Origin of the sequence: Croceitalea marina (genome assembly GCF_042684265.1) — a bacterium.
GTDB classification, from domain to species: Bacteria; Bacteroidota; Bacteroidia; order Flavobacteriales; family Flavobacteriaceae; genus Croceitalea; species Croceitalea marina.
Genome location: NZ_JBHULB010000077.1, coordinates 42074 through 55546, shown reverse-complemented (window position 1 = coordinate 55546; position 13473 = coordinate 42074). Strand labels below are relative to the sequence as shown.

Sequence of the window (13473 nt, the reverse complement as noted above, 5' to 3'; positions counted from 1 at the left end):
CCACACTATCGACATATATTTTAAGTATGTCGAAATTTTAGGCTTTTATCGACATAATTGAAAAACTTCCTACGGTAGTTAGGCCTTATGGCTTGCGTAAGGTTTATAAAAATCTAATTATAGGTACTATAAGTACCCAAAATAAAATTATTTTAAACCAAATATTTTGAAAAGTTTAAAATAAGTAATATATTGGTACTATGAGTACCGTTAAACAAACAAAAATAAACCAATTATTAAGTACTTATCCATCAGGTATTGTTTATCTAACTTCTTGGTTGGTAAAGCATGGGTATAGCCTTGATTTGCAGAAGAGATATCGTAATAGTGACTGGTTTACCTCAATAGGCACGGGGGCTATGATACGTTCCGGGGATGACGTTAGTTATGAAGGAGCAATATTTGCCCTCCAACAACAAGCAGGACTATATATACATCCAGCGGGCAAAACGGCTCTCTCTTTATTGGGAAAGTCGCATTATCTGGAACTTTCACCAAAAAAAGTTATCCTGTTTGGCGGAACAAAAGAAAAGTTGCCCACATGGTGTTTAAAGCATGATTGGGGAGTTACATTAGATTATCATCGCTCTTCTTTTTTACCTGCTGATATGGGGCTTGTCGATGTTGAATTAAAAACATTCTCTATAAAAGTTTCCAATGCATCCCGCGCATTGATGGAATGTCTATACTTAGCTCCAAAACATCAGGAACTATCGGAATGCTATCATCTCATGGAAGGGTTGAACAATCTAAGACCCAATCAGGTGCAACAACTTTTGGAAGCCTGTTCCTCCATAAAAGTCAAACGCCTGTTCCTTTACTTGGCCGAAAAAGCAAATCACTCTTGGTTCCAACATCTTGATGTTACTAAAATAGATTTAGGAAAAGGCAAACGCAGTATCGTAAAGAATGGTGTTTATAATTCAAAATACAAACTAACCCTACCGAAAGAATTTGAAAATGGCGAACTATAAATCTCAGGTAGCCCTCTTATTGAATGTGCTACCAGAGGTAGCTAAGGAAGAATGTTTTGCGCTTCATGGCGGTACTGCCATTAACTTGTTCGTGCGTGAAATGCCTAGACTCTCTGTGGATATTGACTTAACCTATATTCCGCTAGAGGATAGGGCAATAGCATTCCAAAACATAAATAAGGCACTAGCACGAATAAAGAGTAGTATTGAAGCCATTGTACCTAATACTAAAGTAATACCCAAACCAAACGAACTCAAGCTGCAAATTTCAAATGGACAGGCTCAAATAAAACTGGAAGTTAATCAAGGTATTCGTGGCATTATTGACGAAACAACCAAGATGCAACTGTGCGAAACCGCACAAGAGGCCTTTGATGCATTCTGTGAAATACAGGTCGTACCTGTGGGACAATTATATGGTGGAAAGATTTGCGCAGCTTTAGACCGCCAGCATCCAAGGGATTTATTCGATGTGAAATACCTTTTGGAGAATGAAGGATTTACCGACGTAATAAAAAAAGGGGTTGTCTTTGGTCTGCTGAGCAGTAAACGTCCTATCAATGAAATGCTAAATCCCCATTTGCTTGACCAACGTACAGCGATGATCAATCAATTTGAGGGAATGAGCGATAAACCTTTTACTTATGACGATTTTGAAACTACACGAAATCTACTTATCCAAACCATCCATGAAAACCTGACCGACTCGAATAAAGAATTTCTCTTAAGTTTTGAAAATGGCACTCCTGATTGGAGTTTATATGATTTTGAAGCCTTTCCATCCGCACAATGGAAGTTGCAAAACATATTAAAATTAAAGGAATTTAACGCAGACAAACATAGCGAGCAAATCGAAAAATTAAAAAGCACTTTTCAAAATAATACCTAATCATTAATGGCTTTTGGGAGCCTCCTGTCCCAAATTCTTACCTCAAAACTTTGCGCTTGGATCCTGTGGAATTTCTTCCGCGTTCCGGTAGATAAGCGAAAAGAAGAAATTCCATAGGGCGCACCCCTACTTTTGATTTGAAACGCTATCTCGCTTTCTGACCCATTTTTGGAAATCCTTATAGATAATCGGGTGATTATCGAAGTACCCCCGTAGCTCGGAAACAACCTCTTTTCTTCCGTGTAAAAAAGCTTCCTCTTTTCTTATTTCAAATTGGATAAAGTGATGGGCGAAATAGCTCAAGGAAAGGATTTGTATCGATACTGCTATACAAAACAAAGTTGCCAGCCAATTCGGGGTTACTCTTGCCGATTTTATTCCTTGCTTTATTTCGGTTACTTGTTCTTTATTGATTTCAATGACTTGCTCCTGTTTTCTCAAAAACTCATTTACGTAATATTTAATATTTGAAGTGTCGGCCTTTACTTTGAGGTTCTTGAAATTCTCCGATAGGCCTTCCAGCTTACGTATCGATTTATTGAAACCTTCAATCTCATCGGTCAATAGTTCCATCATTGCTTCCATCTTTTTCATCGTGTCCGTTTTTTACATTTTACATTCCTATTCCTTGGTCCAAGGCTCTTTTAATGACCATTTTTAGTGCCCTTTTTGCAATACTTGCGGCAAGATTGGCCCCAAGGTCGATCGCTTTTCCCGATAATTGGATACTGTTGGCTTTTTGAAGTTGTATTCCCCTTTCGGAATTGTTCGCTATTTGAATGGCCAGCTTTCCTCCGGACATCGAACGGTGCACCTCGCTTCCCTTCAGATTATGTCCTTTGTACTCGAACCGAAATCCCTGTAACTTTTTCTGTTTATTGATACTTGGTATGACCTTGACTCTATTCTTTTTCATGTATCCGATATAGCTATCGAAATCCCTAGGCTTCATTTCGGCCATTACTTTTTCGTGGGTCTGTCTGATTACGGCACGTACCCTTTTCTGTTCGTTCAGTTTTTCCAACTGTACTTCCCGTACCGTAGTGAGTCCCATGTCCATGGCCACTCTTTCAGCAGCGTGCTGGCTTCTTTTGCCGATAAAGTTGTCCTTATAGGCCCTTCCGTCAAAACCGATTCTGTTGACATATAAGTGAATATGGGTATGTTGTTTGTCCTTGTGCACAAAGGCAATTGCTTGCCGTTCTTTTAGTTTCATTTCGGTAATGAATTTTCCGGTCAATTCTTTGAGCTGTTTTTTGGATAGCATCCTCCCATCTTCTACTGTCGGACTTAGTACAAAACTCAAAGTATTGTTTTTGGTTCGTTCGTTCTGTTCCTGGATTATTTTAAACTCTTCCGTAACCTCTTTCGGGTCATCACCCGCCAAATGTTGGCTGTACACGATTTCAGCATTCTTCTCTTGGTTCCACCCATACGCCATGGAGGCTCCTGTATGCGATATGGATTTTCCCTTGCCTATCATTTCTTGAAGTTGTAAAGATGCATCCGTATTTCAGAAGCAAGTTGTTCTACTTCCTTGGCCAAACGTGGATTACGTTTTTTGAACATGTTGCTAATTCTTGTAAAGTTGTTCTTGTATTTCACTAGCATTCTATAATGCGCTAACTGCTCTTCTGTAAGTCTTTCGATAATACTATTTTCAAAAGCGGAGCTCCTACAATATTCGGATAGCGAAAGCCCTGCCTTTTTGGCCTTTAGTTTCAGCATCTTTTTTTCATAGATACTACACCGAAATTGTATGAACTCCCTTTTCATTTTTTACCTTTTTCTTTTGCGACCTTCGGGAGCAAAAGCAAGATTGTCATGACAATGACACATCTTGAATTGCTTACGCAATAGCATTAGAACATACCAGCATCCGTTGCACTCTATTTTCCCTATCAACGAACAAAGTTTAATTATCATCAGCTTTTTATATTGGTATCCTCCTGATTGAATCGATACTTTTTATTCCCAAAAAGTTGTTTGTCGAACTCCTCTTCCAAATGCTTTTCCGATAGATTTGGTTCTCCCAATAGCCAAGCATCGATTGTTTCCTTGTCGAAAAATTTTTGCCGAATATGTTTGTTGTTGCCCATCGGAATCAACTTCAATTGGGTCAGCTTGTAAATCTTACTTTTTGACAGCCCCGTGTACTTCACAAGGTCGTCCACGTTCATTACTTTTTTGGTGTGGGCCAGTAGACCTTTGATGTCCTTTAACAGTTCAACGAGATTTTTTTCTTCTTCCATGATTTTATTTTTTTAGTAGTTGTATTGCCTAAGTTTGCTCTCTGAATTCTCCGAACAAATTGAATACTGAAAACCCTTTAAAAGTTGAAATCTTTTTGGGTCCAATATGAAATTTGAAATGCCGATATTTTAGTTTAGGGTCAAATTAGATAGTCAGATATGACCAAAGGGAAGCGAAAGAAATTTTAACGCGGTTACCATTGTAAATTTTCAAAAAGTTGAACGGATTCCATAAAATGCTAAGAATAGTGCAACACGCCAATATGTGGCTGGGGGAGAAAAGCTTAAGCGGCCCTTTCGCCGCTTGTGCTTTGCGCGGCACCGAGGGGGTCGGGAAAAACTGGAACGGAAAGACTTCCCGAGCGGATCGGCGAAGCGTGTCCGCACGGGGAGAATCGCAGTGGAAGGGTTTGCCGACTTCCGCAGGGGCTTGGGACTAACACTTGGATTAGCCCCTGTCTAGTTTTACATAACAAAATTATGATACATTTTGTATTATTGGTTTAGCCAGTGGCTGAAGTAATAATCAAGAAAGATGATGCGGCTGCCAAAATACCATAAAGGTTACATGAAAAACGTAAGTCATAATTCTATTATGTAAAATATCCCTCGCATTTGTAGCTTTTATTAGAATTACTAACAGGGTCATCAGCCTGTTTAATTCACGTGGCTTCAATATTTCAACTCAGAAAAAAAATTTTAGAAAATTTCAAATTCTTAGAAACCCCAGCGACAAACCTCGCGTCTGTACTCATAATTTGCCGTTATGTAAAATAGCCGATCGGCCAACAGCATATTGCTTTAATAAAAAGTAAATGCCCTTGCATTTATTCTTGTACGCAATTCTCAGCCGCTTGGCCAGCGCCATTAAAAGCTCAGCTTTTCTCATTTATTGAAACTTTTGGTTCACTTGAAAATTTGGAGAAGAAAAATTTCATAAGCTTTTCGTTAACTTGTCGCAAAAGCTAAAAATTTAGCAAAGCATAAATTTCTTAGCACTTGCTAGCATACTCTTTAACAATATAATACCTCAAAATGACCTTAGATTCTCTGTTAGAATTTACAGAATCTTTTAAACAGGAGATTCTTCAAATGGAATTGCATTCCGATGACGTAAGAAAAAGTTTTTTTGGCCTCGTGTATTCAGGAATATATGACTACTATATAGGTAGAACTGCATATCAAATATGTGAGTATATCGGAACTGGAAATGTCAAGTTTGATGAAGAAATTTATCATTTTCGTGAACATGCGCATAGGCTTTATGAGATTCAACATATTGGGAAACTTTCAGATGGCTATTATGGAAATCTAAACAGGCAAATAACCTATACGGTTTGGACATCTTTTGAAACTACAATTTCTTTGGTTTTTGATTATTTGGCCACCGAGGAAAACACAATTGAAATAATCAAAAGCATGAATAGGAAGATTTTCAGATCAATTGAAACACTACCTGAAGACAAGCAATCAGTAATCACCAAAACCCTAATAAAAACCTCCTTTATCCCGTTACTAAGAAAATTCAATTTCATCGTTAAAAGAAATCCTGAATTGTATGTTGGTGACGTTTCTTCTGATAGGGAATTTTTAAACTTCACCAATAAAATGCGAAACTGTCTAATACATACAAATGGAGTCTATTACGGTAATGAGTATTTATATGAATTTCAAGGCGCTGAATTTAGGTTTAGAAATGGCGAAGTCTTCGAACAGAGAGGCACAAAAAGCAGGGACATATACTTGGATATCTCAATTAAGTTGAAAAAGATTATTGAAAATTTGATGCCGTGTATTGCGGATATAAACCACATTGGTTATCCCGATGACGGCCAAAATGCTTCGTAAATATTAATAATACAATGAAAACCTATTAGTTCAATCTTTTCTTTTGTCTTGAAACAAAAGAAACAAAAATTCAAGAAGAAAATATGCTTCTGCGCGCCCTTTATGTCTCCATAGCTTCGCTATCTGGGCGTTTCACGCCCAAACACAAAGCCCAGGGCAATGGCTCTCTGTGTGAAGCCAAAAATTCACTCCCCTACTCGCCCGCTTTTTCTTCAAGCCACTGCCCTTGCTTATCATAAAGCAGCGTTCCTAAAATTTTTCAAAGTGATAGTTATTTTAAATTCCCCAATCGGATAGAAATTCTCTTTTTCGTGCAATCTCTATACTTCGTTCATAGTAGTTTACGTGATCATCTATTATTTGAATGTAGGGTAGTAATTTCATATCTCCTTTTGCTTTTAGATGGTCACCATAGCCCTTTAATTCCTCAATTCTACCTTGGTACCTAGGAATTATACTTCCTGAATAAGTTATGCTCGACACAACAAAGTCCAATTTCCTGAATGTTTCAACATCAATTCCCTTATCCAATATTAAGTCCAAAAACTCAAAACGATTATTTCTGAAAATGGATACGACAATATTGAAGACAGTAAAGATTGAACTTTCATCAGCATTTTTATTTAAGTAATCTTTTAAGAAGGCTAACTGCAGCACATCATCAGGTTGAAAAATCTTTGCTATTGCATCGGGACTATCGGAAGTTCGATGAAATTTGTTGGTGTAATTGAGTATCAGCGTGAAAACTTCAGAATGTTTTTCCATTGCCCAAAGTTTCCTAAAATCATTCTCAAGTAGTGCAGAGTGTGACAAATAATGCAACTTGTCAAAATGTGAATCCATTAGCTTTACAATGAAATCGGGTTCGATTTCCAATATTGATTTTAGTACCTCTAAAGAATAATCAAAGTGTCTCTCATAGCTATCTATTTTAAGATATAAATCGCAGATTGTTTCAAATTCACTTCTATATGTTTCTGGATAATTTGAGTATATATATTCAAAGAACTCTTTGGGTATGTATACCGTGGATTTTTCAGCTCTTTTGGATATAGTATTAAGTACATTGACTATTACATCGTCAACTTCAGTGAAATATGTTTCGAATCGCTGGAGTAGTTTGGTGATAAACCAAAAGTTCTTAATCCGATTGCTCCCCAAATACGTTAAGAAATGGTCGAAATCCTTTCGCCTTAGATTGGTATTGGAAATATTGACATGAAGAGTTGGTAAGTCATAGATAAACTCTCTGCTATTAAGAATAGCACGAAACTTTTCCACCTTCTCAAACCCCATCCTTAACTTAGTGAAGAACTTCCTTGGTATATTTGAGTCATATTTACTTCGGACAAACTTTTGATACAATATTAGGAACTGGTCAAAATCCCTATTACCCATAAAAACCAGTAATTTAGAGACTGATTCTGTTACCTTATAAAAATCATTAGATACAAAGTCTCTATTGTCAAAAATGATGCTATAATCATTAAAGATTCCTGTCAAATTTTCTAATTCCCACCCTCTCAAAAGAGCTTTAAACTTGTTGTTGAGGTACTTTTCGTATTTATCGTATTCCAAATAAATCTCTTTTCTTGAAAAAGACCCATCCGCGATGGTATTATAGAGAACAAACGCTGAGTTGTTAAGCGTTTTCAAAAGTCCATTATCAACTTTAAGCCCTAACCATTGAAGTTTACCGATATATTTTTCGATTAGAACGTTATCCACAAAACCATCCTTGTCTAACTCATTATCAAAAAAGGTTAGTATCAAATCTCTATCATGAAGAATTATATCTTCGTTTCTTTCATGATAACTGAAGTTTTGTGTGTATTCTAGGATACACGTTTGTACATTGGATTTTAATGAATCGTTCGAATACTTGCTAAAAATAAATTCCCAGAGATTATTTCTAAGTTTTATTTGTTCATCGGAAAGGACAACAGCATAAGTTCCAATGCTTATTTCTTTTCCATAATTTGTTGTCGCCCTAAAAGTATCTTTTAGAAAAGAAGGAGCAATAAAAAGAATGATTTTAGAGATGAAAACCTCATTGTCTTTTAGCTTTTTGAATAAAAAACTAAAAAGTTCAGTCTGTGTTGAATAATCATTATAAAACGAGTTTTTAGACATGACAAGGCCTTGTACACATGCCTTTAAGAATTTTTGAAATCGTTGTTCAGTTCTTATGCAATACTCAAATAAGACATTCAACGAGAGTCTGAAGTGTTCTTTTTTTAAATTTTGAAATTTTAGTAATAAGTCAATCTGATTGTCGCCATAGGAATTAAGGTGATTTTTATTCCATATTTCGAGGGAAAAACCTGAATAATCTATTTTCGGGTCTTTTTCAATAACTTCTGAAATGAAAGAAAGTGTCTCAATAGGTATAAAGTAGTAGAAGTCTTTGATAAAGGGCAAGGCAATTCTATTACTTCCTCTATTTTTCCAAGCCTCCTTAATGTCATTTTGAACTAGACTGAAAACTTCTTGAAAGTTGAAATTGTTTATTTGTTGAATCATAATCCACCCGAGACCAAATCCAGCGTCTTTGTGAAAATAAATCTCCAGTAACTTTGTGAATGGGATTGTTTTTTCTTTTAAGAAAATTAGAAAAATCAGGTATTCACCAAGAATTTGGTCTGCTATTTTATATGCATTAAATAATTCATCGGCTATTTCAATTTTGAATAAAGTTTTTAAATGAATTTGAAGTTTTTCTCCATCTATTCCAAAGTAATGTTCAATCTCTTTTATTTGGTCAACATTAGAAAAATCTATAGTTCTAAAGAGGGCTAAAACACCCATTACCTTTAATAATTCTCCATCTTCAAATTTGTCCACAGTTTCCCTAACAGAAGAAAAATACTCATGCAATATCTGTGCAGGATTGTTAAGCTTTTCCAGTTCTCCATTTTTACCCGCTTCGGCAGCCATTATTGCAAGTCTTGGATTGCCTTTGGAAATCTCCCAAATTTTGTCAGCCCAATGATCATTGATGTTGAAATCCTTGGATTGAAGAATTTTTTTAAGTTCTTCCCTTTGGAAAGCCTTGAAATAAAGTGTTTTTGGCTTGTCAAGCAAATGCTCAATTTCATGAAGAACGTAGTTCCTTATGGTAAGAATTATTTTTAACTGCCCCGCACCAGTCCTTTTGTTTTTAAAGTTGATTAGGTAATCGAGGTTTGATTTTAATCTATTGGCATCATCAACTAATATGATATAATCAACATCCGGTAGTAGGAAAGTTTGCAGATCGTCCCAAAGATTCAATACACCATTTGCACGAATAACCTTTGGGTTGTAATGTTCATGCTGGGTTAAAAAGCTGCGTACTAATTCTATCGCAAACTTAGTCTTTCCAGTACCTGCCGCACCCGTCAAAAGTATGAAGTCTTCTGTATTGAGGCTTTCTAGCCCCTCGGAAAGCTCCATTTCTCTGTTATAAAACTTGTTTGAGAGAGTAGTAGCAAACTTTGATTTTTGATATTCTTCTATAAACTCAGGCATTTCAAGGATTTGCCATGAATCAATTGGTAATCCAAGCTTTCGAGCTAGTGAAGGGTAGTTTTTGAATATTTGATTCGCAAAATTTTTTAAGCTCAATACCTCAAGTTTAGCTTCCTTCGAATAAGTAGAAAGATGTTCTTTTAAGACATTGTAATTGGATGAATCTATGACTGAATTGCAAATCAAAATAATCTTTATAATCTTGTTTTTAGGAACATCAGTCTGTTCAAAACAATGCTTAATGTCTGCTTTTAATTTTGATATAACATTATCCGCTTTTGTAGTAATCTCATTGTAAATAAAGTAGTCATCTATCGGAATGAAATTATCTGGAGTGCCAATTTTGGACTTTTCCTTACCTAAGACAAAACCTGTCGGGAATACGTGAGAATAACGATAAACAAGATATTGTCTACTTAAATTGGCAAATACATCACCGTTGCATTCTTTAAGAGCAGCTTCGATTTTAGTAATCATATAAAAATAATTTGTTAGCTAATAACTAATTAGGTTAACGTACAATAATTGTACTGCTACACAAAATCAATATTATTGCTAGGTGATTTTTATTCTCAAAGGACAGAGCCTTAATATAGGAAATTTCGGTAAGTTTTTAGTTGCGAAAATACGTAGTTTTAAATGAGTTAAATTCAACTCATTCCACACACATTCCACTCCCCTCCTACCTCGGGTCGTGTATAAAGTGTGCCATTACCTTTTTAAGGGAAGCTTTTAGAAGAAATTTTTTGGAGATTCCTGGTAAGCTTTCGCTTTAACCTAAACAAAGAATAAATCGATAAATGTTCGTTTTAAAGAGTCAATTTGTAAGAAAATATGATACTGTTTTATTGAATCAATCGTATCTAGTAGGTAAAAGATTATGGAGTCCAAAAATCTTGACCTATCCCCTATCCTAAAATACATAGAAAAATGTCACGAGGGCGACCTGCTATCTCTTACCCAAACCTTGGATAAAACCATTTTTATGCTTCACTTTCTTGCAGAGGATATCTTTACTGATTTCGAGAGACAAAATTGCTGTCATGTTTTAATGGAACTCAAAGAAGCAATAATGGAAATCTAATCAGGTCGAAAAAAGTAAATCGAGTTGCGAAAAATAAGAATGGACTTGACAAACTATTTTAGGTAATCCAAGTTTTCAATAGGGAAAGTCTTGTGAACTGCCACTGGGATAGTTTGCGCCCCAGTAAGATAGGCAGCGATAGTTCTGTGGCGCCCATCAATGTAAGTGATTTGTTTAGTTTTATTATGGGGTGTAATGGTTGGTGGGTCTATGAACTTTCCTTTTCCCCATCTTTCTATTATTTCAACATACCTCCAATCGTTTATATCATCAGTTATTAACTTTGAGGGATTGAGTTCACCAAATTGTGATGAAGAGATTAACTTAGGCAAGTTTAGATTAACCATTATATAATCGCTGTTAGGCAGAAAATCTGGATGTGAACATTTGTCAACATGTTCATCAACGGCCCACCGTGGTGTTATTTCTTGCAGTTCCTTGGCTTGTAAATTTTTGATTCTATTATACCTTTTAAGTTCATCCTTGTCAAAGTCATTTAAATCCAATTTCATAATTCGAAAAATTTAATCATAATATATGAAAAACTAGAGTGCTATAAATCTACTGTCCATTCCATACACTTTCACCTCCCCACTCTGCGGGTTCGGCAAAACCGTATTCCATTACTTTTTAAAAGAATAATTTAGAAGAACTTTTTCATAAAGTGCGGTACCAACTTTCTCTTTTATCAAAGCTCAAGTTATATAACGCTGCACATTATAAAACAACCTAAGAAACTTCCTCAGCCTTATATCTCTTTTGTTTCATAGTCGCCATCAGGTTCTGCATATCCTCCCCAACCTTCTTTTCAACCACCCTAGCATAAATTTGCGTTGTTGAAAGTTTGGTATGCCCTAATAACTTAGAAACCGTTTCTATAGGCACTCCATTGGATAGGGTAACAGCGGTGGCAAATGTATGCCGTGCTACGTGGAATGTCACTCTCTTTCGAATACCACAAGCATCTGCAATATCTTTCAGCGTACGATTAATCATATGATTAGTATAAATAGGCAGTAGTCTTTCACTTGCAATGATGTCTGGGTCATCTTTATACTTTTCTATGATTTCCTTTGCCTTGGGCAATAAGGGAATCTTTAAAGGTTCATCTGTTTTTGTTCGCTTCGTGTACAACCAATCATTTCCATCCATACCCTTTACGAGATGGTTAGCCTTTAATTCTCGAACATCCACATAGGAAAGTCCCGTGTAACAGGCAAAAATGAATAGGTCTTTTATCTTGCGATAACTGGGGACTTGAAATGAAGTCTCTTCGATTAGCCTTATTTCTCGTTCCGTTAAAAACTGACGTTCCGTTTTTTTGAACTTCAATTTATAATTGATAAAAGGGTCTTTGTCCAACCATTCTAAACGAACTGCCAGCCTTGACATCTTTTTCAAGCGTTCCATATGTTTCATTGCACCGTTATTGGTGCAATTATTTCGAGTTGCCGGTTTGTACTTCCTAACATACTGTTCATAGTCCACAATAAAGCCATAATTGAGCTTCTTAAGGAGTATATCCTCGATACCAAGTTCATCATTAAGAAATTTTTTAATGCAACGTTTACTACTATAATAGTTTTTCATTGTACCTGGTCTCAGGGTCGTTGACATGGTACTGTTATGGTATGAAATTAAGTCCAATAACGTCTTTCCCCGATCGTCTTCTTTTAAGAATCGGGCTTTTACCGCCTTTGAACTTATGTCAATATCTTCCTGTAAAAGTTGACGATGGGCTTCGTGAAGCCCTGTAAACACTTGGTCTAAGTACTTATTGAGGGAGATTACATACTTCGAATGGCCTTTGCCCCGCTTCCGTTTTTCATCCCAAAGGGACACCGCCAATTCCCGATTTAAACTGAATTCGGCTCTTTTACCATCAACGGTAACACGAGCATACACCTTGATAGTATCTGTTTTTGAAGTAAGTTTTCTAACGACAAATACAACTGATAATCTACTGTTTTCCAACATAATACATAGCTTTTAGTTCATAAATAAAATGGTAAAAAACACAAAGTAAAATACCTTCTAAAGCTACTTCAATGTACAAAAAATTAGATGGGTTGCAATTCCCGATTAGGACACCAACGCGGTGTTTTCTTATGCTTTCTTTGGGTTTCATTTGATACCCCTAAAAACATAAAACGTTGCAAATCAGGTGATTTGCAACGTTCTGCAACTATATGAAAATAGTCAAGTCGGGATGACAGGATTTGAACCTGCGACCACACGGCCCCCAGCCGTGTACGCTAACCGGACTGCGCCACATCCCGAAATAAATTAAATATCACTTAACAAAGTTAAGTGCTGCGGCTTTTAAACTCACCCCGAATGCACTGTGGTGCAGTTTATCTTGAATAAAATCAAGTGGCCACTTTCCAAAATTAAGAAGGCAAAAATAACTATTTAAAGTGAAACCTTTATTGATAAAATTATAGAAAGAATAGTTCGGTTTCTATACTTTCGAAAACCCAGCAAGAAATTCCCTTATTTCAATAAAAAGCGCTTCTCGGGCAACTTCAGAATCGTTTTGAGGATGAAATAAAAAATAACTTAATGCTTGTTTATGACAAAATTCATCAAGGTCGGTGCCTTGCCAAAGCGAATAACTCATCAAAAGGGTATGGTAATTAATTTGATATGGTTTTTTTCACTAGCCAATCCATTGAGGATTAAATTAAGTGTAATCAATGAATCTTTACAAACTTTGGTATTTTCTTCAAACAAGAATGAAGGCGAGGCTTTGGATAAGTTATTTTTCATTAAAGCAGATTGTCGCTAAATTAATTTATAGGTATTGTCCTACAAAATAAATCAAAAGTATTAGACAACAGTTAAGTTTTTATATGAAATGTATAAAATATCACTTAAACGGTAATTTTAAAACCTTGTATTGTTACTTCATTTAAA

12 protein-coding genes and 1 tRNA gene are annotated in these 13473 nt (G+C 35.9%); 5 read left to right on the top strand and 8 right to left on the bottom strand.

Annotation, left to right across the window (positions count from 1 at the left end):
- Positions 1-200 precede the first annotated feature (200 nt).
- Entirely contained in the window at positions 201-974 is a 774-nt protein-coding gene (locus tag ACFSQJ_RS15445; RefSeq protein WP_377767862.1) for a type IV toxin-antitoxin system AbiEi family antitoxin, read from the top strand.
- Positions 961-1863, top strand: a complete 903-nt coding sequence (locus ACFSQJ_RS15440; protein WP_377767861.1) for a nucleotidyl transferase AbiEii/AbiGii toxin family protein — start codon at positions 961-963, stop codon at positions 1861-1863. Before ACFSQJ_RS15445 ends, ACFSQJ_RS15440 begins: the two co-directional genes overlap by 14 nt.
- A gap of 126 nt (positions 1864-1989) precedes the next feature.
- Here the strand turns inward: ACFSQJ_RS15440 and ACFSQJ_RS15435 are convergent, their stop codons facing one another.
- The 4 genes from ACFSQJ_RS15435 to ACFSQJ_RS15420 all read right to left on the bottom strand — a co-directional run bounded on the left by ACFSQJ_RS15435 (position 1990) and on the right by ACFSQJ_RS15420 (position 4115).
- Positions 1990-2457 carry a DUF6730 family protein gene (locus ACFSQJ_RS15435; RefSeq protein WP_377767860.1) on the bottom strand — a complete coding sequence of 156 codons (468 nt, stop codon included), beginning with the start codon at positions 2455-2457 and terminating at the stop codon, positions 1990-1992.
- Between the two features lie 19 nt (positions 2458-2476).
- Entirely contained in the window at positions 2477-3346 is an 870-nt protein-coding gene (locus ACFSQJ_RS15430) for a relaxase/mobilization nuclease domain-containing protein (RefSeq protein WP_377767859.1), read from the bottom strand.
- On the bottom strand, positions 3343-3639 hold the full coding sequence (gene mbpA / locus ACFSQJ_RS15425; RefSeq protein ID WP_377767858.1) for a mobilization protein MbpA: 297 nt from the start codon (positions 3637-3639) through the stop codon (positions 3343-3345). Before mbpA ends, ACFSQJ_RS15430 begins: the two co-directional genes overlap by 4 nt.
- 149 nt (positions 3640-3788) lie before the next feature.
- A complete protein-coding gene (locus ACFSQJ_RS15420) occupies positions 3789-4115 on the bottom strand; it encodes a helix-turn-helix transcriptional regulator (RefSeq protein WP_377767857.1) in 327 nt (108 codons plus the stop codon).
- A 1035-nt stretch (positions 4116-5150) separates the two neighbouring features.
- Here ACFSQJ_RS15420 and ACFSQJ_RS15415 point away from each other — a divergent pair.
- Positions 5151-5963: a hypothetical protein gene (locus ACFSQJ_RS15415; protein ID WP_377767856.1), complete on the top strand. Its 813-nt coding sequence runs from the start codon at positions 5151-5153 to the stop codon at positions 5961-5963.
- A 276-nt stretch (positions 5964-6239) separates the two neighbouring features.
- Here the strand turns inward: ACFSQJ_RS15415 and ACFSQJ_RS15410 are convergent, their stop codons facing one another.
- Positions 6240-9950: an nSTAND3 domain-containing NTPase gene (locus ACFSQJ_RS15410; protein ID WP_377767855.1), complete on the bottom strand. Its 3711-nt coding sequence runs from the start codon at positions 9948-9950 to the stop codon at positions 6240-6242.
- A gap of 403 nt (positions 9951-10353) precedes the next feature.
- Here ACFSQJ_RS15410 and ACFSQJ_RS15405 point away from each other — a divergent pair, with 403 nt between their 5' ends.
- Entirely contained in the window at positions 10354-10557 is a 204-nt protein-coding gene (locus ACFSQJ_RS15405) for a hypothetical protein (protein WP_377767854.1), read from the top strand.
- Positions 10558-10610: 53 nt separating this feature from the next.
- Here ACFSQJ_RS15405 and ACFSQJ_RS15400 read toward each other — a convergent pair whose 3' ends face one another.
- The 3 genes from ACFSQJ_RS15400 to ACFSQJ_RS15390 all read right to left on the bottom strand — a co-directional run bounded on the left by ACFSQJ_RS15400 (position 10611) and on the right by ACFSQJ_RS15390 (position 12836).
- Complete coding sequence (locus ACFSQJ_RS15400) at positions 10611-11069, bottom strand: ParB N-terminal domain-containing protein (RefSeq protein ID WP_377767853.1); 459 nt, start codon at positions 11067-11069, stop codon at positions 10611-10613.
- 217 nt (positions 11070-11286) lie between these two features.
- A complete protein-coding gene (locus tag ACFSQJ_RS15395) occupies positions 11287-12534 on the bottom strand; it encodes a site-specific integrase (RefSeq protein ID WP_377767852.1) in 1248 nt (415 codons plus the stop codon).
- A gap of 227 nt (positions 12535-12761) precedes the next feature.
- A tRNA-Pro gene (locus ACFSQJ_RS15390) sits at positions 12762-12836 on the bottom strand.
- A 293-nt stretch (positions 12837-13129) separates the two neighbouring features.
- Here ACFSQJ_RS15390 and ACFSQJ_RS15385 point away from each other — a divergent pair.
- Positions 13130-13345 (top strand): hypothetical protein, encoded by a 216-nt coding sequence (locus ACFSQJ_RS15385; RefSeq protein WP_377767851.1) that lies wholly within the window; start codon positions 13130-13132, stop codon positions 13343-13345.
- Positions 13346-13473: the final 128 nt, after the last annotated feature.